Annotated in this window: 20 protein-coding genes; 4 read left to right on the top strand and 16 right to left on the bottom strand. The window is 53.2% G+C overall.

Annotated features, from left to right (window positions below; genetic code table 11):
• Window positions 1-574: 574 nt before the first annotated feature.
• Window positions 575-1,981 (top strand): chitoporin ChiP, encoded by a 1,407-nt coding sequence (gene chiP, locus GFC06_RS20945; protein ID WP_016152254.1) that lies wholly within the window; start codon window positions 575-577, stop codon window positions 1,979-1,981.
• Between the two features lie 49 nt (window positions 1,982-2,030).
• The gene (gene chiQ / locus GFC06_RS20940; protein WP_016155980.1) at window positions 2,031-2,363 is read left to right on the top strand and encodes a ChiQ/YbfN family lipoprotein; all 333 of its coding nucleotides are present in this window, start codon (window positions 2,031-2,033) and stop codon (window positions 2,361-2,363) included.
• Window positions 2,364-2,414: 51 nt separating this feature from the next.
• Here chiQ and tcuC read toward each other — a convergent pair whose 3' ends face one another.
• The 9 genes from tcuC to ybfF form a co-directional block, all read right to left on the bottom strand.
• Window positions 2,415-3,710 (bottom strand): MFS transporter, encoded by a 1,296-nt coding sequence (tcuC, locus tag GFC06_RS20935; RefSeq protein WP_016152256.1) that lies wholly within the window; start codon window positions 3,708-3,710, stop codon window positions 2,415-2,417.
• A 53-nt stretch (window positions 3,711-3,763) separates the two neighbouring features.
• Window positions 3,764-4,903, bottom strand: a complete 1,140-nt coding sequence (gene tcuB, locus GFC06_RS20930) for a tricarballylate utilization 4Fe-4S protein TcuB (RefSeq protein WP_103766026.1) — start codon at window positions 4,901-4,903, stop codon at window positions 3,764-3,766.
• On the bottom strand, window positions 4,890-6,293 hold the full coding sequence (gene tcuA, locus GFC06_RS20925) for an FAD-dependent tricarballylate dehydrogenase TcuA (protein WP_047415161.1): 1,404 nt from the start codon (window positions 6,291-6,293) through the stop codon (window positions 4,890-4,892). Before tcuA ends, tcuB begins: the two co-directional genes overlap by 14 nt.
• 97 nt (window positions 6,294-6,390) lie before the next feature.
• Window positions 6,391-7,317 carry a tricarballylate utilization LysR family transcriptional regulator TcuR gene (tcuR, locus tag GFC06_RS20920; RefSeq protein WP_049281838.1) on the bottom strand — a complete coding sequence of 309 codons (927 nt, stop codon included), beginning with the start codon at window positions 7,315-7,317 and terminating at the stop codon, window positions 6,391-6,393.
• Window positions 7,318-7,445: 128 nt separating this feature from the next.
• Window positions 7,446-7,892 (bottom strand): ferric iron uptake transcriptional regulator, encoded by a 447-nt coding sequence (fur, locus tag GFC06_RS20915; RefSeq protein ID WP_003022836.1) that lies wholly within the window; start codon window positions 7,890-7,892, stop codon window positions 7,446-7,448.
• Complete coding sequence (locus tag GFC06_RS20910) at window positions 7,885-7,971, bottom strand: ryhB-regulated fur leader peptide (protein ID WP_049259739.1); 87 nt, start codon at window positions 7,969-7,971, stop codon at window positions 7,885-7,887. Before GFC06_RS20910 ends, fur begins: the two co-directional genes overlap by 8 nt.
• 210 nt (window positions 7,972-8,181) lie before the next feature.
• Window positions 8,182-8,712 (bottom strand): flavodoxin FldA, encoded by a 531-nt coding sequence (gene fldA, locus GFC06_RS20905; protein ID WP_003022839.1) that lies wholly within the window; start codon window positions 8,710-8,712, stop codon window positions 8,182-8,184.
• A 155-nt stretch (window positions 8,713-8,867) separates the two neighbouring features.
• Window positions 8,868-9,155, bottom strand: a complete 288-nt coding sequence (gene ybfE / locus GFC06_RS20900) for a LexA regulated protein (protein WP_003022842.1) — start codon at window positions 9,153-9,155, stop codon at window positions 8,868-8,870.
• A 128-nt stretch (window positions 9,156-9,283) separates the two neighbouring features.
• Window positions 9,284-10,057, bottom strand: a complete 774-nt coding sequence (ybfF, locus tag GFC06_RS20895; protein WP_032947058.1) for an esterase — start codon at window positions 10,055-10,057, stop codon at window positions 9,284-9,286.
• Window positions 10,058-10,251: 194 nt separating this feature from the next.
• On the opposite strand from ybfF, the gene seqA reads away from it, so the two are divergent.
• Both seqA and pgm read left to right on the top strand, forming a co-directional pair.
• A complete protein-coding gene (gene seqA, locus GFC06_RS20890; protein WP_016152261.1) occupies window positions 10,252-10,794 on the top strand; it encodes a replication initiation negative regulator SeqA in 543 nt (180 codons plus the stop codon).
• Window positions 10,795-10,818: 24 nt separating this feature from the next.
• The gene (gene pgm, locus GFC06_RS20885) at window positions 10,819-12,459 is read left to right on the top strand and encodes a phosphoglucomutase (alpha-D-glucose-1,6-bisphosphate-dependent) (protein WP_016152262.1); all 1,641 of its coding nucleotides are present in this window, start codon (window positions 10,819-10,821) and stop codon (window positions 12,457-12,459) included.
• 71 nt (window positions 12,460-12,530) lie between these two features.
• Here pgm and potE read toward each other — a convergent pair whose 3' ends face one another.
• From potE to kdpB, 7 genes are all read right to left on the bottom strand, one after another.
• The gene (potE, locus tag GFC06_RS20880; protein ID WP_016155987.1) at window positions 12,531-13,850 is read right to left on the bottom strand and encodes a putrescine-ornithine antiporter; all 1,320 of its coding nucleotides are present in this window, start codon (window positions 13,848-13,850) and stop codon (window positions 12,531-12,533) included.
• Window positions 13,847-16,045, bottom strand: coding sequence for an ornithine decarboxylase SpeF (gene speF, locus GFC06_RS20875; RefSeq protein ID WP_153690613.1), 2,199 nt, complete (start codon window positions 16,043-16,045; stop codon window positions 13,847-13,849). The genes potE and speF overlap by 4 nt, the downstream gene beginning before the upstream one ends.
• Window positions 16,046-16,302: 257 nt before the next feature.
• Window positions 16,303-16,407 (bottom strand): leader peptide SpeFL, encoded by a 105-nt coding sequence (gene speFL / locus GFC06_RS20870; protein ID WP_114149115.1) that lies wholly within the window; start codon window positions 16,405-16,407, stop codon window positions 16,303-16,305.
• A 279-nt stretch (window positions 16,408-16,686) separates the two neighbouring features.
• Window positions 16,687-17,364, bottom strand: coding sequence for a two-component system response regulator KdpE (gene kdpE / locus GFC06_RS20865; RefSeq protein ID WP_016152265.1), 678 nt, complete (start codon window positions 17,362-17,364; stop codon window positions 16,687-16,689).
• Entirely contained in the window at window positions 17,361-20,045 is a 2,685-nt protein-coding gene (kdpD, locus tag GFC06_RS20860; protein WP_153690612.1) for a two-component system sensor histidine kinase KdpD, read from the bottom strand. Before kdpD ends, kdpE begins: the two co-directional genes overlap by 4 nt.
• A gap of 10 nt (window positions 20,046-20,055) precedes the next feature.
• Entirely contained in the window at window positions 20,056-20,622 is a 567-nt protein-coding gene (gene kdpC / locus GFC06_RS20855; protein WP_046274706.1) for a potassium-transporting ATPase subunit KdpC, read from the bottom strand.
• Window positions 20,623-20,630: 8 nt separating this feature from the next.
• The gene (gene kdpB / locus GFC06_RS20850) at window positions 20,631-22,679 is read right to left on the bottom strand and encodes a potassium-transporting ATPase subunit KdpB (protein ID WP_153690611.1); all 2,049 of its coding nucleotides are present in this window, start codon (window positions 22,677-22,679) and stop codon (window positions 20,631-20,633) included.
• Between the last annotated feature and the right edge of the window lie 3 nt (window positions 22,680-22,682).

Genomic DNA, 22,682 nt, shown 5'->3' with positions numbered 1-22,682 from the left:
ATAAAAACCTTATAAATTGAGTGTATTTGTGTGGAAAATCCGAGGACGATCACATCAACGACGGAGATTGAATTCAGGAGTTCAAACGTTCTGTTTGCAGAGCGAATTAATGACGCTCGAGAATTAATTTGTTTTGCGAATGCAAAGACAATTATTAGGGGTGGAATTATATATATAATAATAAAATTGAAGATATCTATATGTATATAAAGTGTTTTTTCTTGTTTTTTTGACTTTTTTTACTCCCAAAGCAAAATGTAACAGAAAACAAGAAAATATGTGCGGTTGCTCATACTATTACATACTCGTTACAGAAAGAGATTGATAATTCGCGTCGCGAAAAATAGTCTATTCATTGTAGTCACTGAGGTTTTCTCAGCGCTACTTTTTTAATTTTTGTTTTTTCGCTGTCCGCTTTTGTCGGCAGCATTTTATACCCAATGGATTTCGAGTTGCATCAAGGCGGAGACGCAGCGCGTGCGCTGTCCCCGATGGGGCGAGGCCAAAGGCCGAGTAAAGCCAACACCGATGCAGCTTGAAAAACGAAGGGTTATACGTCAAAGAGGATTAACATATGCGTACGTTTAGTGGCAAACGTAGTACGCTGGCGCTGGCTATCGCCGGTATCACAGCAATGTCGGGTTTCGTTGTCGCTCCCCAGGTACACGCCGAAGGATTTATTGATGACTCAACCTTAACCGGCGGCATCTATTACTGGCAGCGTGAGCGTGACCGTAAAGATGTGACCGATCACGACAAATACAAAACCAACCTTTCTCACTCCACCTGGAACGCTAACCTCGACTTCCAGTCCGGTTATGCGGCTGATATGTTTGGTATTGATATCGCAGCATTTACCGCTATTGAAATGAACGAAAGTAGCGAAAGCGGCCATCCAAACGAAATTGCATTCTCGTCAAAAAATAAAGGCTATGATGAAGATTACTCCGGCGATAAGAGCGGAATTAGCCTTTATAAAGCAGCAGCCAAATTTAAATTCGGCCCAACCTGGGCGCGCGCTGGTTACATTCAACCAACCGGACAGACTCTGTTGGCTCCGCACTGGAGCTTTATGCCAGGTACCTATCAGGGTGCTGAAGCCGGAGCCAACTTCGACTATGGTGATGCTGGTGCACTGAGCTTCTCCTATATGTGGGCCAACGAATATAAAGCACCATGGCACACTGAAGTCGATAAATTCTATCAGGCTGATAAAAAGACCAGCGTAGATTATCTGCACTCAATCGGCGCGAAATATGACTTCAAAAATAACCTGTTGCTGGAAGCCGCATTTGGTCAGTCTGAAGGCTACGTCGATCAGTACTTCGCAAAAGCCAGCTATAAATTCGATTTAGGCGGTAACCCGTTTACCACCAGCTACCAGTTCTACGGCGCGCGCGACAAAGTTGATGATCGCACCGTGAACGACATTTATGACGGTACGGCCTGGCTGCAGGCGCTGACCTTTGGCTACAAAGTGGCGGAAGTGGTTGACCTGCGTCTGGAAGGGACCTGGGTTAAAGCGGACGGGCAGCAGGGGTACTTCCTGCAGCGTATGACCCCGACCTACGCCTCATCAAACGGTCGCCTGGATATCTGGTGGGATAACCGTTCCGACTTCAACGCCAACGGCGAAAAGGCTGTCTTCTTCGGCGCAATGTATGACCTGAAGAACTGGAATTTGCCGGGCTGGGCAGTGGGCGCGTCCTACGTTTACGCATGGGATGCCAAGCCATCAACCTGGCAGATCAATCCGGATGCGTACTACGACAAAAACCGGACTATCGAAGAATCTTCTTACAGCCTGGATGCGGTCTATACCCTGCAAGAGGGGCGTGCGAAGGGCACCATGTTTAAACTGCACTTCACCCAGTACGACAACCATTCAGACATTCCGAGCTGGGGCGGTGGTTACGGCAACATCTTCCAGGATGAGCGCGACGTGAAATTCATCGTTATTGCTCCGTTCACCATCTTCTAATGCCAACAGCGGCAGGCCGGGCGCCTGCCGCATCGTTGAGGAAAGTGCTATGAAAAAACTGATACTCATCGCTGTTATGGCATCCGGGCTGGTGGCTTGCGCGCAATCCCCGGCACCAAAAGAAGACAGCCGTCTGAAAGAAGCCTACAGCGCGTGCATTACTACCGCGCAAGGATCGCCGGAGAAAATCGAAGCCTGCCAAAGCGTGTTGAATGTGCTGAAGAAAGAAAAGCAGCATCAGCAGTTTGCCAATGAAGAAAGCGTACGCGTACTGGATTATCAGCAATGCATCCAGGCCACACGCACGGGTAATGGTCAGTCCGTTAATGCTGATTGCGACAAGGTCTGGCAGGAAATTCGTAGCAAGAATACTGCGCAGTAAATCGAAAAATGAAACAGACAACGGGCGGAGAGTTTTCCGCCCGTTTGCATTTCAGGGTTTATATTCCACCGGTTGATAACTCCGACTCAGCCGGACAAACAGCATTGCCGTGGCGGCGAGCCCGCAAAGTGCCGCACACATCAGCCACCACCCCGGTGAGCTTTTATCCCCGGTTAGCTGGACCAGCGCTGTGGAGATGACTGGCGTAAGGCCGCCAAAAATCGCCGTGGCAAGACTGAATGCCAGTGAAAAGCCCACCGTACGCACATAGACAGGCATCACCTCGGTGAGTGCGGCGACCATTGCCCCGTTGTACATACCAAAAAAGAACGAGAACCAAAGCAGGACCAGCGTCATGCGCGTGAAATCTGGCGCGGCGGTGAGCCAGTGCATAACCGGCCAGGTGGTGATCAGTGCAAGGATGGTAATCCCCATCAACACCGGACGACGACCAATTCGGTCAGAAATCGCCCCGCCAATCGGCAGCCAGATAAAATTAGAAATACCGACCAGCATGGTGACGATCAGGCTGTCGCGAGCGCTCAGGTGAAGTACAGCCCTACCGTAGGTCGGTGTGTAGACGGTAATAAAGTAGAACGTCGTTGTGGTCATCGCCACCAGCAGCGTACCCGCAGCGATGAGACGCCAGTTTTTGATGATGGTAGTAAAAATTTCCCTGGTGTCGGGACGGTGCGTACGTTGTAAAAAGGCGTCTGTTTCCTGAAGCGAGCGGCGGAGCACGAAGATCAAAGGAATAATCATGCAACCAATAAAGAATGGAATACGCCAGCCCCATTCAGAGATCTCATCGTGTCCCAGGGTGGCGTTCAGGCCGTAACCAATCAGAGCCGCCACCACAATGGCGACCTGTTGACTGGCGGACTGCCAGCTGGTGTAGAAGCCTTTATTGCCAGGGGTGGCGATTTCAGAAAGATAAACCGAGACGCCGCCCAGCTCCACCCCTGCAGAAAAGCCCTGTAATAATCGGCCGAGTAATACCAGGACAGGGGCCAGCAGACCAATACTGTGATAACCAGGTACCAGGGCAATCAGCAGGGTTCCGCAGCCCATAATCGCCAGCGTCACCATCAGTCCTTTACGGCGACCAATTCTGTCGATGTAAGCACCCAGCACTATTGCGCCAACAGGCCGCATTAAGAAACCTGAACCAAACACGGCGAAAGTTAACATTAGCCCGGCAAATTCACTCTCTGCAGGAAAGAAGGTCTTTGCGATATAGGTGGCGTAAAAACCGAACAGAAAAAAGTCAAACTGTTCGAGGAAATTACCGCTGGTTACCCGCAGTATTGCGCCGAAAGTTCCGGCGCGCGATGGTTGTTGTGTCATTGGGTTTGCTCCACTGTCTTATCATAATATTTATAGAGGTAAGAGTTTGCGGGTTAGTCGCCTGCGACCCCCGCCTGTTTGCCGCGCCGTTTCTCAATCGCCCACTTGAGTAAGGCTGCGCAGCGGTAAAATCCGTGGGCAAATTTTCCATAAGGAATGGTCAGAAAGAGCGCCATGACCACGCCGAGGTGAATGGCGAGCAAAATAGCCATCCAGGACGTGTCTCTTCCCGCCAGCAGCGCTAAACCGGTCAGACTGGTCAGGAGCAGCAGCAAAATAAAACCGCGATCCATCGGTTTTTGCCGTGCGTCGCCATGCAGCGGTGAGCGCTTAAAATTGAGCCATAGCAAGCCAGCCGGGCCGACAACCAGTCCAATGCCGCCCAACGTGCCTAGCATTACCGGAACGCTGAAGAACGGATAGGGCGCTTCTATACCTGCAAAGTAGTGATAGCCCGTTGCCACCACGGTGGCGGCAAAGCAGAGCATAAAACCGTAGAAGGTGAAGTGATGGAAACGGCGGCGCATCAGGGTGAAGGCATCATCTGCTTCGTTACAACCTTTGCCATGCCCACCATCGAGATACTTCAGCGTCAGCGCATTGTGTGAGGCTTCAGCAATTTCGGCGGAACGCGGTACACCCGGAGAGATTTTGCGCCAGAAGCGCAGAACGCCCGCCATCAGCAGACCTATCGCCAGAATAAATACCGAACCAAACATCCATGCGAGCAGGTTATGCGGGAAAATCTGATAAAAATCCCCGGCCAGCGGAGGATGGAATAACGAGCCCTTTAAACTCATGGCGAGGAGTAAAAACAGGATCAGACCGAAAACCAGTGCCAGCGTCACGGTGATGCCTGCGCGACGATAAAGCGCGCCAAAGGCGGCGGGTTGCGCGTAGTGCTGATAGGTTTCGAGCCGCACTTCCGCCATCGCCTTCGGTACGTTGATGGCAAATTCATGAGGTGGGGCATACTGACACGCGTGCAGGCAGGCGCCGCAGTTATGGCACAAGTTAGCCAGATAATTGATATCCGCTTTACCGAATTCCAGGCGCTGAGTCATTGCCGGGAACACGGCGCAAAAACCTTCACAATAGCGGCAGGCGTTACAGACCTGCATCACACGTTCAACTTCTGCTTCCGGCTCGGTGATAATTTGTGCTTCGATGATCAGTTTCTCAAGCTGCTTCATGACGTGCCTCCTTACGTGCTGCCAGCGCGGCTTCTTTTCCGGCAATGCGGCCAAAGGTTGTCCCGATCGACATGCCCACGCCAGCGGTGTAACCCTTGCCCAACACGTTGCCCGCCATCATCTCTCCGGCGACGAACAGGTTGCGGCTTGGCTGCCCGGCAAAGTGTACGGCAGCGCGTTCGTTCACTTTTAACCCAAGATAGGTGAAGGTGATTCCTGGCCGCAGGGCATAGCCGTAGTAAGGTGGCTGGTCCAGCGGTCGCGCCCAGTGTGTTTTCGCGGGGGTTAACTTCTTCGTCGCGCAGTTGTCCAGGATGGTATGGTCGAACTGACCTGGCTGGCAGGCGTTGTTGTACGCCGTCACGGTGTGGGTAAAGCGTTCGGTATCCAGCCCCAACTGATGCGCCAACTCCGCCAGCGTATTCGCCTGTGCGCCGGGGAATACCGGTGGCATAAAGTGGCCGATGGCTTTACTGTCGATAATGGAATAGCCAATCTGCCCTGGCTGTTGGGCGACCAGGCGTCCCCAGATGGCGTAGCGTTTGGGCCAGAAATCTTCGCCTTCATCATAAAAACGTTCTGCGTCACGGTTGACTACTATGCCGAGTGAAACGCAGTCCACGCGGGTGCAAATCCCGCCGTCATATAATGGCGCTCTGGCATCAATGGCTACGCAGTGTGACTGGGAGGGTTCGCCGATGATGTCCGCCCCGGCATCCATCATAAATTTAAGCAGTACGCCCTGATTAAAGCGCGTGCCGCGAATCAGGAAGTTATCCGCAGGCCACTCGCCGCGGGCGTTCTCTCCCCAGGCTTCGCGCAGCCATTCGCGGTTTGACTCAAATCCGCCAGCGGCAAGCACGCAGGACTTAGCGGTTATGCGCTCTTCGCCTGCCAGCGCTGCCACAAACTCACCATTATGCAGTTCAAGCGCCTGCACTGGTGTGTTATAGCGGATTTGCACGCCTAACTTTTCTGCGCTGCGATAATAGGCATTCACGAGGGCTTTCCCGCCCCCCATAAAAAAGGCGTTGGTTCGCGCTACGTGTAAAGCACCGGAGAGAGGAGGTTGAAAATTAACGCCGTGTTGGCGCATCCAGTCGCGGCATTGTGAAGAGGTGCGGATCACCAGACGCGCCAGGGCTTCGTTAGTATTTCCCTCGGTGACGCGCCGCAAATCCTGCCAGAACTCCTCTTCAGGATAGCTTTCCACCAGCACATCCTGCGGCGCGTCATGCATACAGCGCAGATTACGTGTGTGTTGAGAATTTCCCCCGCGCCATTCCCGTGGAGCCGCTTCGAGCAGGAGTACCGAAGCTCCTTGCTCCCGGGCGGTTAGGGCAGCACATAACGCGGCATTGCCACCGCCAATCACCAGAACATCAACCATCGTATACTCCATTACCATTTAACTAATTGTTAAATTTGTAATTGAAATGTATACGTGCAGCTTGTGCGGGCGCTATGACGAAGTGCTAAAGAGGGCTTTAGTTATTGTAAAGGATGGCGCCTGGCCAGCTTCCTGCTTCCACCAGTTGATGCATCACTTTCGTTAGCACCACGCGGGCGGCGAGGCCCGCGGGGGTGAGCTCATCATCAGAAAGGCTGACCAGAAAGTTGGGGCGACTCAGTATTGGATTATGGACGCCGATCACTCTTAGCGTCTCTTTATCGAGATGGGAAATCGCCGCGCCGGGCTGGAGAGTAGCGCCGATTCCACTGCGAACGGCGCGCATTAGCAGCGCCAGACCATCAATTTCTGTGGAGATCTCAATGCGCAGTGCGTGTTCCTGACAAATTGCTTCCAGCCTGCCGCGCAGACCGTGGCCTGGGCTGGGCATTATCAATGGGATACTTGCCAACTGGGCTGGCGCAATATTTTCATCGGCAATATCGGCCAGTAAGGCATGAGTCCCAATCAAAAACAGGCGCTCTTCGAGAATCGGTCTGGCGCTCCAGCGCAGGAGCTTTTCTTTTTGAAATACCACGGCCAGATCAATCTGGCGGGTATTAATCATCCGTTCCAGGTTGCCAGAGAGGCTTTCCACCACATGCAGGCGGACATCACTATAGCTTTCCCGCATGGCGTTAATAAAAGGCATGCCGAGAACGGAAGCGGTACTGGGGGCCATACCGACGCTGACGTGCCCGGAAAGCCGGGACTCTCGCGCGGCGAGGATTGCATCGTCTGCGTGGCGGAGCGCCAGCTGCGCCTGGGAGTAAAAAGCCAGTCCGGCGCTGGTGGGCGTAACGCCACGCGAGGTGCGCTGCAGCAGGCGAATAGCGAGTTCGTTTTCCAGGCGGGACATTTGCTGGCTGAGTGCCGAAACCCCAATATTGAGATCGAGCGCCGCGCTACCCATGCTGCCGGTTTCTACAATGCGAACAAAATAGCGTAGCTGGCGAAGTTCCATTTCGACTCTCCGGGAAGGGACTATAGATTTTACATTAAAGCAACACAGGAGTGGAGGGAAGGGGAAAAGGGGTGATAACGCCCATAAAAAAAGCCAACCGAATGGTTGGCTTTTCAGAAAGCATCACATTATTTACCGTCGTGAGCATGCTCATCTTCGCGGCAATCGCCTTCGGCGCAGTGACCGTAAAGATAGAGGCTATGGTTGGTTAAACGAATACCATGTTTAGCCGCAATCTCACGCTGGCGCGCCTCGATGGAATCATCGCTGAACTCGACCACTTTGCCGCAGTCGAGGCAGATGAGGTGATCGTGATGATGCTGTTGAGTCAGTTCGAAGACGGATTTACCACCTTCAAAATTATGGCGGGTCACGATACCGGCATCATCAAACTGGTTCAGCACGCGATACACGGTCGCCAGACCAATTTCTTCACCCATATCGATCAGACGTTTGTATAAGTCTTCCGCACTGACGTGATGGTTATCCGGTTCCTGAAGAACTTCCAGAATTTTTAAACGAGGAAGCGTTACTTTCAGGCCAGCCTTCTTTAATGCGGTATTGTTGTCAGTCATGCGGAATCTGTCCTGTAGCTAAACGATTCACTTCATTAACAGAAGTGACAGAAATTGCACTTGAGATAATGCGATTCATTATAGAACTGCCATGGCTAAATGAAAACTGCAAGTCTCTGGCATATATTGTTAATCAAAACGTGGTATCGCCGACAAACACACTGTGCAATACCCGATTGGCATCCGGGCATTGTACAGGGTCAGACGAAAAAGTTACAAATTTGTAGCAATTATTTTGATTGGTTTTATCTATTGATGTGGCGCAGATGGAAATCTGCGCCACACAAAATCAGGCATTGATGATTTCGTCGAGGTGCAGCTCCTCAGAGATCTGCTTAACCCATTTTTCTACGCGTTCGGCGGTCAATTCAGGCTGGCGATCTTCATCAATGGCCAGACCCACAAAGTGGTCGTCGTCCGCCAGGCCTTTGGACGCTTCAAAGTGATAACCCGCCGTTGGCCAGTGACCAACGATGGTTGCGCCGCGTGGTTCGATGATGTCGCGAATTGTACCCAACGCATCGCAGAAATATTCTGCGTAATCTTCCTGGTCGCCGCAGCCGAACAATGCAACCAGTTTGCCGTTAAAATCAATGTCTTCGAGGGTAGGGAAGAAATCGTCCCAGTCACACTGCGCTTCACCGTAGTACCAGGTTGGAATGCCGAGCAGCAAAATGTCATACCCTTCGAGGTCTTCTTTGCTGCTTTTTGCAATGTCATGTACATCGGCAACGTCTTTACCAAGCTGTTTTTGAATCATTTTTGCGATGTTTTCGGTGTTACCGGTGTCGCTGCCGAAAAAGATGCCAGTGATTGCCATGAGTAAAATAACCTCTTGAAACTTATTGAAATGGTGGTGGCGCATTGCCCACGGATAAGGGCAATCATAGCAGAACAGTCAGGCATGCGGAAACAGCAAACACGCAGGACTGCACTCTGTGCTACACGATTTATGATTTAGAGCAGAAATTCAGACTAAGCCTGACCGCGCAATGCGCTGAGTTGGTTCATCAGCATCTCTTCGATGAGTTCACTGCGACTCATGTTGCGCGCCTCGGCCAGCTCGTTCAGAGCGTCAACAGCATCAGCGTTCAGTTTCAGTTCGACACGCTTAAGCCCGCGAACTTTATCGCGTTTAAGCTGATTACGTTTGTTAATACGTAACTGTTCATCACGCGAGAGCGGATTAGTTTTGGGTCGTCCCGGGCGACGCTCCTGCGCGAACAGATCTAATGTCGTACGGTCCGTTTGTTCTTTGGCCATGATCTTGGTGACTTCGGGGAAACAATCAGCCAGGCGTCTGCCCGGATGGATAGCCCGCCATAATACATCAGCAGGGGAGACACGCCAACGCCCACGCGCGTAATCACGCGCAGACGCTGAGTTTTTAATCAGTTAGCCTGTTCGCTCAGATAACGACGGATGGCGCGCAGTACCGCCTCCGGTTTTTCCGCATGCACCCAATGGCCCGCGCCTGCAATAACGTGCGCCCGAGCCTGCGGGAATTGCGCCAGCAATTGTTCGCGATACGCTTCGGTAACATAAGGTGAGTTGCCACCGGGGATAAACAGCGCCGGGTGTTCCCACGCCGGGATGGTCTCCCAGCCGACAATATGAGGATATTGCTCCCACAGCACGGGAACATTAAAGCGCCATTCGCCGTCCACGAAGGATTTGAGCAGAAACTGGATCACGCCTTCCTCTTGCAGATGCTGGCGCATGACGCTCGCCGCCTGCTGACGCGAAGAGGACTGCGCGTCAGTTACTGCGTTAATGGCAGCAAAAATCTCATCGTGACGGCGAACATGATAGTCAACGGGGGCAATGTCGATGGCTACCAACCGTTCGACACGTTCCGGGGCCAGCGCGGTTAACGCCATGACGGCTTTACCCCCCATTGAGTGACCAATAAAGATCGCTTTTTCGATCTGTTGATCGTCCAGCGTATCCAGCAGGTCTTGCGCCATGGCCGGATAATTCATCACAGGTGAACGCGGGGAGAGGCCATGATTTCGCATATCAACCTGGATGATATCGTGATCGGCCACCAGATCGCGCGCCAGGATCCCCAGGTTATCCAGACTGCCAAACAGGCCGTGCACCAGGACGATGGGAGAATTATTGTGCAGGTTTTGCGCAGATTGCGCTCGGATATTCAATTTCATGGCAAAGTTCTTTTTTTCACACTCACGGGTTAGGGTATCATGTTGACCATTCTGCCACATGGCTGCAACAACTACGGTTACTCTGAGTTTTGCCAGCCACCAGGCTTGACGCTATCCGCTGTTGGGATTTGCCTTTACACTACGCGTGTTGACCCCAACAACTTGTATTCAGCTAAACACTGCACTGGATTAAGATGAAAACGATTGAAGTTGATGATGAACTCTATAGCTATATTGCCAGCCACACCAAGCATATCGGCGAGAGCGCATCCGACATTTTACGGCGTATGTTGAAGTTTTCCGCCGCATCACAGCCTGTCACTCCGGTAGTAAAAGAAGTCCGCGCTGTGCAAGCTGTCGTGGAAGCGAAGCCGGTTAACCCCGTAAAAGATAAAGTGCGCGCGATGCGTGAACTGCTGCTGTCCGACGAATATGCGGAGCAGAAGAAAGCAGTAAATCGCTTTATGCTGGTGCTGTCTACACTCTATTCACTGGATCAAAACGCGTTCGCCGAAGCAACGGAATCGTTGCATGGTCGTACGCGCGTTTATTTTGCAGCAGATGAACAGACGCTGCTGAAAAATGGTAATCAAACTAAACCAAAACACGTGCCAGGCACGCCGTACTGGGTGATCACCAATACCAATACCGGCCGTAAATGCAGCATGGTTGAGCACATCATGCAGTCAATGCAATTCCCTGCGGAATTGATTGAAAAGGTTTGCGGAACAATTTAATCCTTGCATTAGAAGGACCAGGCAATGGCAATCCACAACCGTGCAGGTCAACCTGCGCAACAGAGTGATTTGATTAACGTCGCCCAACTGACGGCACAGTACTATGTACTGAAACCAACGGCAGGGAACGCTGAGCACGCCGTCAAGTTCGGTACGTCCGGACATCGCGGCAGTGCAGGTCGTCATAGTTTTAACGAGCCGCATATTCTGGCTATCGCTCAGGCGATTGCTGAAGAACGTGCGAAAAACGGGATCACTGGCCCGTGCTACGTGGGCAAGGATACCCACGCGCTGTCTGAACCGGCTTTTATCTCTGTACTGGAAGTGCTGGCAGCGAACGGCGTGGACGTCATCGTGCAGGAAAATAACGGCTTTACGCCAACCCCTGCCGTGTCGAATGCTATCCTGGTCCACAACAAAAAAGGCGGCCCGCTGGCTGACGGCATTGTGATCACGCCATCCCACAACCCGCCGGAAGATGGTGGCATTAAATACAACCCGCCAAACGGTGGTCCGGCAGATACTAACGTCACCAAAGTGGTGGAAGACAGGGCTAACGCTCTGCTGGCTGACGGCCTGCAAGGCGTGAAGCGTATGTCGCTGGATGCTGCGCTGGCATCTGGTCATGTAAAAGAGCAGGACCTGGTTCAGCCGTTTGTTGAAGGACTGGCCGACATCGTCGACATGGCGGCGATCCAGAAAGCGGGCCTGACGCTGGGCGTCGATCCGCTTGGCGGTTCCGGTATCGAATACTGGAAGCGTATTGCCAAGCACTACAACCTGAACCTGACTATCGTTAACGATCACGTTGATCAGACTTTCCGCTTTATGCATCTCGACAAAGATGGCGCAATCCGTATGGACTGCTCCTCCGAGTGCGCGATGGCGGGACTGTTGGCGCTGCGTGACAAGTTCGATCTGGCCTTTGCCAACGATCCGGACTATGACCGTCACGGTATCGTCACCCCGGCGGGCCTGATGAATCCGAACCACTACCTGGCAGTGGCGATCAACTACCTGTTCCAGCATCGTCCGCAGTGGGGCAAAGACGTTGCCGTCGGTAAGACGCTGGTCTCTTCGGCGATGATTGACCGCGTAGTGAATGATTTAGGGCGTAAACTGGTCGAAGTTCCGGTTGGCTTTAAATGGTTCGTTGACGGTCTGTTTGACGGCAGCTTTGGCTTTGGTGGTGAAGAGAGCGCGGGCGCTTCTTTCCTGCGCTTTGACGGTACACCGTGGTCGACCGACAAAGACGGCATCATCATGTGCCTGCTGGCGGCAGAAATTACCGCAGTGACCGGTAAGAATCCGCAAGAGCACTACAACGAACTGGCAGCCCGCTTCGGCGCGCCAAGCTACAACCGACTGCAGGCAAGCGCGACCTCCGCGCAGAAAGCGGCCCTGTCTAAGCTGTCTCCGGAAATGGTGAGTGCCAGCACGCTGGCGGGCGACCCGATCACGGCACGTCTGACGGCGGCACCGGGTAACGGTGCTTCTATCGGCGGTCTGAAGGTGATGACTGACAACGGCTGGTTTGCTGCGCGTCCGTCAGGTACTGAAGACGCCTATAAAATCTACTGCGAGAGCTTCCTTGGTGAAGAACATCGCAAGCAGATCGAAAAAGAAGCCGTTGAGATTGTCAGCGAAGTGCTGAAAAACGCGTAAGTCTTGTTTGTACTGACGCGTTTTGTAGGCCCGGTAAGCGTTAGCGCTACCGGGCTTTTTTATGCCAGGATTTAACTATGCTTATTTTTCAGTTCAAAACGCGGTGATACCAGGCCATACAGCGTCCAGCCGAGGAAGGTCACGATAGAACCATAAAGCATTGCTTCTTCGCCAGAGGAGTAGAGCGCATAGAAGCTGTACAATGCGCCAACAAACGCCACGAAGTTCGCCGGTTTCGCTTTTGACGACGGAACATTCGCCATTTTTTGAATAATTACCAGCGCGGCCATCGACAGAATATACGGAATGATGTTCGTCACCACCGCCAGGTTGACCAGCACGTTGAACTGACTGTTCAGTGACGGGCTGATAGTCATCAGCGATAAACCACTCTGGATGATCACGATAGCCAGCATCCCCTGTACCGGCGCGTCTACTTTGGTCACGCGGGAGAAGATTTTAGGGAAGTAACCCCCATCAGCCGACGATTTGAATACCTGAGCGATAGTGAACTGCCAGCCCAGCAGTGAACCGCAGCAGGACATCACCATCAGCGCCATGATCACCTTACCGACTTCCGGGGTGAACATTTGTGCAAAGGCTAAACCGAACGGTGCTGTAGAGTTAGCCAGATCCATATTCGGCACAATCCCGGCTATCACGTTGGTGGAGATGATGTAAATCACCGCCGCGCCCAGCGTACCGCCCAATACGGCGATGGGCACGTTGCGTTCCGGGTTGTCTACCACTTCAGCGTTGGCGCAGGCCGATTCCAGACCCAGAAAAGCCCACAAGGTCATCGCAATGGAAGAACCGACAGCCGTGAAGAACGGGACGTGGTGTGGATTCCAGGAGTTAGCGTACAGCGTCGGACTGAACCAGAACCAGCCGATGATACACAGACCGACAACCGGAATAATGACGCCCCAAACGGTGATGCTGCTGATCTGCCCGGTAATGCGCGCCCCGCCAAAGTTAGCCACGGTACAGATCCACAGTACACCAATGGTTGCCAGGCCAATCTGCACCGGTGTCAGTGTGGCGCCAAACAGCTCGGTACCGTAGCCAACGGCGGAGATGGCGATAGCCACGTTGGCGATTAACAGCGAAACGCCATAAGTGTAGTTCGCCATAAAGTTACCGGATTTGCCAAAGGCGTATTCAGCGTAACCCCCCATACCACCGGATTTACGGCTGAACATACCGCATTTTGCGAAGGCCCAGGCCAGCGCCATTGAACCGACAGCAGTCACCAGCCACGAGATGATCGAGATGGTACCGACTTCTGCAAGCTTGGTGGGCAACATGATGATTCCGGATCCCATCATATTAACCATGGTCAGGATAGTGAGCTGGACGACGCCCATTTTGTTGGATTTGGCTTTGCTCATAACATTTCCCCTTTCAACAGAGCGTGTTGCGCGCTTTGTTGCTTAATCACGTAGCACCACACCTGTTTACGACCGTCGTGTTCTTCGATGTAGACACCCTGGAGTTCAGGCGCAAAACCCGGTAGCAAATTGATTCCTTCTTCCAGTGCGCTGAAGTAACGTAATACTGAACCGCCCCAGATTTCACCCGGAACCACACACAGTACGCCCGGAGGATAAGGCAGCGCGCCTTCTGCCGCGATGCGACCTTCAGTGTCCGGCAGACGCACCAGTTCAACTTCACCACGCAGATATGCATAATTGGCATCCTGGGGATTCATGCTGACGCGCGGGAAATGTGCCTTACGGAACATCTCTTTCTGGAGCTGCTTCACGTTGTGACGCGCATACAAATCGTGCATCTCCTGGCACAGTTGGCGCAGGGTGTAACCGGCGTAACGGGCTTCATGCTGCTTGTAGATCGAAGGCAGAACCTCGGCTAGCGGGGCATCGGCTTCCAGCAGTTTTTCGAAACGTACCAGCAGGGCGACAAGCTGCTGCAACTTCGCCATATCTTCTGCGGGGGTCAGCAGGAACAGGATGGAGTTGAGGTCGCATTTTTCGGGCACCACACCATTTTCGCGCAGGAAGTTAGCCAGAATGGTAGCCGGAACGCCGAAGGTATCGTATTCGCCGTTACGCGCATTAATACCCGGAGTGGTGAGCAGCAATTTGCATGGATCCACAAAGTACTGGTGTTCGGCATACCCTTCAAAGGCATGCCAGTGTTCACCGGGAACAAAATGGAAGAAACGCAGGTCGCTGGCGATTTCAGCGGTGGGATAAGCCTGCCACGGTTTACCCTCTACTATCTCCGGCACGAACGGGCGGATATGGTGGCAGTTTTCCAGGATCAACTTACGAGTATCAATTCCGTTGACGACACAGTCCATCCACATGTTGCGCCCGCTGACGCCTTCATGCATTTTGGCGTTGATGTCCAGCGCGGCAAAGAGCGGATAGAACGGGCTGGTGGAGGCGTGCATCATGAACGCGTTATTCATTCGTTTATGAGGCACGTAGCGAGACTGGCCTTTAATATGGCTGTCTTTTTTGTGGATCTGCGAAGTCTGAGAGAAGCCTGCCTGTTGTTTGTGCACTGACTGGGTGACCAGAATGCCGGGGTCATTTTCGTTAAGATCCAGCAACAGCGGAGAGCAATCGGCCATCATCGGAATAAACTGCTCATAGCCAACCCACGCGGAGTCAAAAAGGATGTAGTCGCACAGATGACCGATCTTATCCACCACCTGACGGGCGTTATAGATTGTGCCGTCGTAGGTACCTAACTGAATCACGGCCAGACGGAACGGACGCTCATCTTTCGAACGTTGTGGCGCAACTTCACTCACCTGTTCACGTAGATAGCCTTCTTCAAAGCAGTGCGCGTCGATCCCGCCGATAAAGCCGTACGGGTTACGCGCGGTTTCCAGATATACCGGCGTTGCCCCGGCCTGCAATAACGCGCCGTGGTGGTTTGACTTGTGGTTGTTGCGGTCGAATAACACCAGATCGCCTGGGGTGAGCAATGCGTTAAGCACCACTTTGTTCGATGAGGAGGTCCCGTTCAGTACAAAGTAGGTCTTATCCGCGTTGAAAACTTTAGCTGCGTGCTGTTGTGCGATGCAAGGAGCGCCTTCGTGAATCAGCAGATCACCCATTGCGACATCGGCATTACACAAATCGGAGCGGAAAAGTGTTTCGCCGAAATATTCGACAAACTGATTACCCGCAGGATGGCGACGGAAAAACTCGCCTCCCTGATGACCAGGACAATCAAAGGCGCTGTTGCCCTGATTGACATAGTCGACAAGCGCACGGAAGAACGGCGGACGTAACTGCGTTTCATAATGGCTGGCGGCGGTTTCTAACTGCCGGCCATAAAAGGCGGTACGGGCTTCATTACATTCGAATACACCTGAGATGCGCGGCAGATGTTCAGATGGAACACGTTCTTCATTTTCGGTGGCGATAAAAACAGGAATCCCATAGCCGGTGGCGTCAATTTCATCGAGTTTTCCACGTTCAATATCATTGATGGATAATACGATAGCAGCAACATCAATAAAATTACTTTCATCGATATTTACGCAAGAACGCTGCGTAGAAAAACAATCAGGACAGGAACGGCTTACGGCAATTTTTAATTCTGACATTTTCATCTCTTTATTTTTAGGTAATAGCAGGTCCTCAATTTCTCAAATGAGAAATTGATAACTCCGGAAAAAAAAAGCAAAGTCATACCGCTGATAAATAAATCAGTAAATTGCTTTTTTGAAGATGCAATAAACCCTAACCGGTCCGGTCACAGGTAATACAGGGTTATGCAGGGAGAGCACTGCGGATACAGGCGTTAGCTTGCGATACAGAGAGTCAGGAAGACCTGTATACTTGAGTGCCCTTAGTCGGAAGACTAACGGGCATTAAAGAAATGAAAGTCGAAACTGTTGCGGTGGGCAAACATCATAATATGCGTTGTTCGCCTTATATGTGGCATTGTACGGCTATTATTTTCCATTTTAGTTACCTTTACTGGATAAGTGGAAGGTGCGGGTATTTTATCCAGGAAATGGCTATGAACTGTGAAGAAGATCAATAAAAAACGATCGTTTATAAAATATTTAGTCGCCATTTATGCATAGTACGAGACAAGATGCTGTTTTGTTGTTTATATGTTATTTATTTGTATTTTATTATTTTTTTTACAATATTCTACTGGCTGCATAATAAGTATTATGCAGTGGAATGAGTAATGAAAAATATATTTATTAATTAATCAGAAAAAATGAATAAGAATTCACGGCATAAACCGATAGCCAATTCCGGTTTCGGTCAGAAAATGACGCGGACGGGCCGGGTCCAGTTCCAGCTTCTGGCGCAGGTGTCCCATATAAATACGTAGATAGTGACTATGTTCGACGGCGTTTGGTCCCCAAACCTGATTTAACAACTGGCGTTGCGTCAGTACCTTCCCGGCATTATTTAGCAGAACCGCTAACAGACGAAACTCAATCGGCGTCAAATGAATTTCCTCGTCACCACGGTGAACGAGGCGCGCGGCAATATCCACTTTGACGTTGGAAAAATGTACCACCGGTTCGGGAGACGCACCGCTGGCGTGGCGACGCAATGCCACGCGCAATCTCGCCTGTAGCTCGCCAATACCAAAGGGTTTACTGAGATAGTCATCGGCACCGGCATCCAGCGCAGCAATTTTATCGCTTTCCTCACTGCGGGCTGAAAGCACAATCACCGGAATCGCGCTCCATTGTCGCAGGTCGCGAATAAAATCAATGCCGTCGCCGTCCGGCAGGCCGAGATCGAGAATGATGAGATCGGGTTTTCGCGTGGCGGCTTCCAACAGACCACGTTGCAGCGTTTCCGCTTCATATACACGCAGGCCATCGGCTTCCAGCGCAGTGCGCAGAAAGCGGCGAATGGCATGTTCATCTTCAACAATCAGTACGTTCGTCACATATCCTCATGAAAATCTTCAAGTTCAGGGGGGATTTCTTGGGGCAGTGTAACACGAAAACAGGCTCCTCCCTGCGCGCGATTGTGGACCGAAATAGTACCGCCGTGCACGTCCACAATAGCCTGACAAATTGCCAGCCCCAGCCCAACGCCGGGCACCGATGACTCTTTATTCCCCCGGGAAAATTTGTCAAAAACGCGCTGTTCCATACCCGACGGAATACCCGGCCCATTATCCCAGACGTCCAGTTGCAGATGTGCGCCATCGACGCTGGCATCAATACCGATTTGCGCCTGTGGCCCCGCGTATTTGACGGCGTTTTCCAGCAGATTAATCAGCACCCGTTCAAAGAGCGGACCATCGACGTGAATCAGTGTTAACGGTTCAGGTAACGACAGATTTATTGGGGCAGAGAGACCGGGCTCCAGCATCTGCAGGGCGCTGCCGACCACCTCTTCCAGCGTTAACCACTCCTTCTTAAGATTAAAGCCGCCAGACTGAATTCGCGCCATATCCAGCAGGTTATTAACCAGTCGGGTAGTATTCAGAACGTGCTGGCGAATCTCACTGGCCTGGCGCGCGTGCGGCGATCCCTCGCTGGCCAGATCCAGTGTTAAGATTTCCGCCTGACCGAACAACACCGTCAACGGCGTGCGCAAATCGTGGGACAGAGCAGCGAGCAGGGCGTTGCGAATGCTTTCGCGCTCGCTGGCAAACCGCGCCTGCTCTTCGCTGGCGGTCAGCGTCAGGCGCTCCAGCGCACTGGCTACCAGTAGAGTGAAGGTTTCCAGCAGGCGTTGCTGTTCGGGGATCATAAGCTGGCGTAAATTTCCCGGTTCGACCACCAGCAGCCCATGCGTTTTATCGGCGCTTTTTAACGGTAAAATCTGATATGGCACGCCCGGTAACGTGTCGGTGCCTGCACCGGCCGGTTGCCCTTTGTCAAAGCTCCATTGGGCAATGGCGTCATCCCACGGCGTCATGCCCTGTTGATGGGTGAGCGGGGCCAGCTTGCCGTTCTCACCGGGCAGTAAAACCTGGCTGCGGGCCTGAAACGTTGAAGCGATAAACTGTTCACTGGTGGCGGCGATATCCATCTGACTCCGACCGACGGCCAGCGCTTTCGACATCTCATACAAATGACGCGTACGCTGTTCACGATAACGCGCAACCCGCGCCTGATAACGCACCCCGGCGGTCAGATTACCAATAACCAGCCCTACCGTTAGCATTACGGCAAAGGTGAGCAGGTACTGAACGTCTGAAACGGCCAGCGTCCCGCGTGGGGCAATAAAGAAGAGATCGAAGCTGGCGACGTTAATAAAGGTTGCCAGCACTGACGGCCAGCGTCCGTAAAAGAGTGCGATAACCACCACACCCAATAAATAGATCATCACCAGGTTGGCGGCGTCAAAGGCCATTAGCCACTGCATGGCGATTAGCGTAATGATGGCGCACAGCGCAACGGCAACTACACAACCCTGAATTTGTACCCGCCATTTATCCTTAAAGGTGCGGCTATCTGCCGTTTGCAGCACAGGGCGTGAAGGGGGCTCATCGAGCGCAACAATCATCAGGTCGAGATCCGGTGCGCGATGAGCGAGTTTGTCGGCAAAGGAATCGCTACGCCACCAGCGACGGGTAGTCGGACGCCCGAGCACAATTTTTCCCAGATTATGCTCACGGGCATAGTGGATGACCGCTTTGTCTTCGGCGGGGTCGGAAAGGGTGGCTGTTTCTGCGCCTAACTCTTGAGCCAGCCGCAGAGCGCTTAAAATTGCGCGGCGTTGTTTTTCGGGTAGTCGATGCAGCGCGGGCGTTTCGACATACACCGCATGCCAGACGCTGCCGAGACGCGCCGCCAGACGTGCGGCGGCGCGTACCAGTTTTTCGCTGCCGGTATTGTGCCCAATGCACAGTAAAATAGCGTCGCGGGTATGCCAGACTTTCTCCTCTCCCGGACGTCCTCGCCAGGCGCGCATCTGATCGTCTACCCGATCAGCCGTGCGGCGCAGGGCAAGTTCACGTAGCGCGATCAGATTACCTTTGCGAAAGAAATGCTCAATTGCTCTTTCTGCCTGACCGGCGATATAAACCTTGCCTTCGTTCAGGCGCTGGCGCAAATCGTCGGGGGGGAGATCGACCAGCACCACATCGTCGGCGGCATCGAAAAAAGGGTCGGGTACGGTTTCACGAACCTGAATGCCGGTAACGCCGCTGACCACGTCATTGAGACTTTCCAGATGCTGCACGTTAACGGTAGTAAAGACATCAATCCCGGCTTCCAGCAGCTCTTCAATGTCCTGCCAGCGCTTAGGATGCCGTGAGCCTGGCGCATTACTGTGCGCCAGTTCATCCATCAAAATGAGCGCCGGACGGCGGGCCAGCGCCGCGTCGAGATCGAACTCATTGATATGGCGGCCGTGACGCGCCTGTCGCTTTAGCGGCAGGATGCTGAGGCCGTCCAACAGCGCGGCGGTCTCTTTGCGTCCATGGGTTTCAACCACGCCAATCAGCACATCTAACCCTTGCGCCCGCAGTCGCTGGGCCTCTGCCAGCATGGCCCAGGTTTTGCCGACGCCAGCACAGGCACCGAAGAAAATTTTCAGTTTTCCCCGGTGCGGGGCCGTGGTCTGCTCCAGCAGGCGATCGGGGTCGGGGCGTAAGGGTTCGTTATGCATGTCCTTTTTCTCAGTGCTTATCCAGCGCTAAATTAAGTTCCACCAGGTTCACCACCGGCTGACCGATAAAACTGACCAACGGCTTGTGCGTATATTGTGCAACCAACCGCGTAACCTCTTCAACGCTGAGGTTGCGAGCCTGCGCCACGCGGGGAATTTGCCAGGCCACCGCGGCTGGCGTCAGGTTGTTATCCAGCCCGCTGGAAGAAGCCGTTACCAGCTCTACCGGGACGGCAGGACTGGCCTGCGGGTTGGCGGCACGCAGTGCGGCAATCCGGCTTTGCAGCTGTTTATCCAGTTCCGGGTTGCTGGCTGCCAGATTACTGCCGCCTGAAGCCATTGGATTATAGGGCATTTCAGCTGTGGCAGACGGACGCCCCTGAAAATAACCGGCAGCGGTAAAATGTTGCCCGATGAGCTCAGAGCCGCGAACAATCTGACCTTCGCTAAGAAGCGAACCGTTAGCCTGGTGGGGAAACCACCACTGCCCCAGCGCAGTCGTCAGCAACGGGTAAGCCCCGCCGGTGATAAGCATCAGGAAAATCAATGTTGATAATGCAGGACGTAATCCACTCATCTGAAACCTCACACCAGACCCAGCAGGGTCAGCAGTAAATCAATCGCTTTGATACCGATAAACGGCACAACCAAACCGCCCAGACCATAGATCCACAAATTGCGGCGCAACATCGCGGATGCGGACAAAGGTTTGTAGCTCACGCCTTTTAGCGCCAGCGGGATTAGAAAGACGATAACCAGCGCGTTAAAGATAACCGCGCTGAGGATTGCCGAGTCTGGCGAATGCAGTCCCATCACGTTCAGCGCATTGAGCTGTGGATAGGTGGCGGCGAATGCGGCCGGGATAATAGCGAAATACTTCGCGACGTCGTTGGCAATACTGAAAGTGGTCAGCGAACCGCGCGTCATCAGCATTTGTTTACCAATGTGCACTACTTCAATCAGTTTGGTGGGGTTGGAGTCGAGATCCACCATGTTACCTGCTTCTTTCGCTGCCTGGGTTCCAGAGTTCATGGCGACCGCAACGTCGGCCTGCGCCAGGGCAGGAGCGTCATTGGTTCCGTCGCCGGTCATCGCCACCAGACGACCTTCCGCTTGATACTGACGAATCAGCGCCAGCTTGGCTTCCGGCGTGGCTTCAGCTAAGAAGTCATCCACTCCGGCCTCAGCGGCGATCGCGGCAGCGGTCAGGCGGTTATCGCCGGTGATCATCACCGTTTTAATCCCCATTTTGCGCAGTTGAGCAAAACGTTCTTTGATCCCGCCTTTCACAATATCTTTCAGCGCAATCACGCCCAGTACGTGGGGGCCTTCGGCAACCACCAGCGGCGTTGCGCCAAGGCGAGCGACGCTTTCGACCTTCTGCTCCACATCGGCGGGAAAGTGGCCGCCGTTGGCTTCAACGTGCCGACGAATGGCATCGACCGAGCCTTTGCGGATCATTCGGTTGTCGATGTTGATGCCGCTCATCCGGCTTTGGGCGGTAAACGGCACAAAGGTAGCGTGCAGAGATTGCACGTCGCGAATACGCAGATTAAAGCGCTGTTTTGCCAGGATCACGATGCTGCGGCCTTCCGGCGTTTCATCGGCCAGCGATGAAAGCTGTGCGGCGTCGGCCAGCGTTTTTTCGTCCACGCCGTGGGCGGGCAGAAAATCTGAAGCCTGACGGTTACCCAGCGTAATGGTGCCGGTTTTATCCAGCAGCAGTACGTCTACGTCACCTGCCGCCTCTACTGCACGTCCGCTGGTAGCGATGACATTCGCGCCCAGCATGCGGCTCATCCCGGCGACACCAATCGCTGAGAGCAGTCCACCTATCGTCGTAGGGATCAAACACACCAACAAGGCAACCAGCACCGTGATGCTGACCGCACTACCACCCCAGGCGGAAAACGGCCATAGCGTGGCAGTCGCCAGCAAAAAGATAATGGTCAGGGCAATCAGCAGGATCGTCAGGGCGATTTCATTGGGCGTTTTACGCCGCTGCGCGCCTTCAACCATGGCGATCATCCGGTCGAGGAACGTTTCACCGGGGTTTACGCTGCATTCGATAACCAGCCAGTCGGAGAGGATGCGGGTCCCGCCGGTGACGGAGGCGAAATCGCCACCGGATTCACGAATCACAGGCGCGGATTCACCGGTAATGGCACTTTCATCTACTGATGCACCACCTTCAATGACCTCGCCGTCACATGGGATAATATCGCCAGCTTCCACCAGCACGATATCCCCTTTCCGTAAATCATCGGCAGGAACGTGATCCATTGCCGCGCCGTATTTGGGTTCGCGAAGTTTGCGGGCGAAGGCGGTTTTTTTGACTCCCTTTAGGCTATTAGCCTGAGCTTTACTGCGACCTTCCGCCAGCGCCTCAGCGAAGTTGGCGAACAGAACGGTAATCCACAGCCACAGGCTTATCGCGCCGGTAAACCACGGGCTGCCCTGCATATGACCTGTTGCCATCGCCACCGTTAACAGGGTCGTTAACAAACTGCCCAGCCAGACGATAAACATCACCGGGTTACGCCACTGGGTATGTGGGCTTAATTTTTTCACGGCGTCCATCAGCGCCTGTGCGACCAGAGAGGGTTCGAACAGCGCCAGTTGCTTGCGACTCATAGT

The sequence above is a fragment of the Citrobacter braakii genome (assembly GCF_009648935.1).
In the GTDB taxonomy this organism is placed as follows: Bacteria; Pseudomonadota; Gammaproteobacteria; order Enterobacterales; family Enterobacteriaceae; genus Citrobacter; species Citrobacter braakii.
The sequence above is the reverse complement of the archived record's forward strand: the minus strand, read 5'-3'. Positions and strand labels throughout refer to the sequence as shown.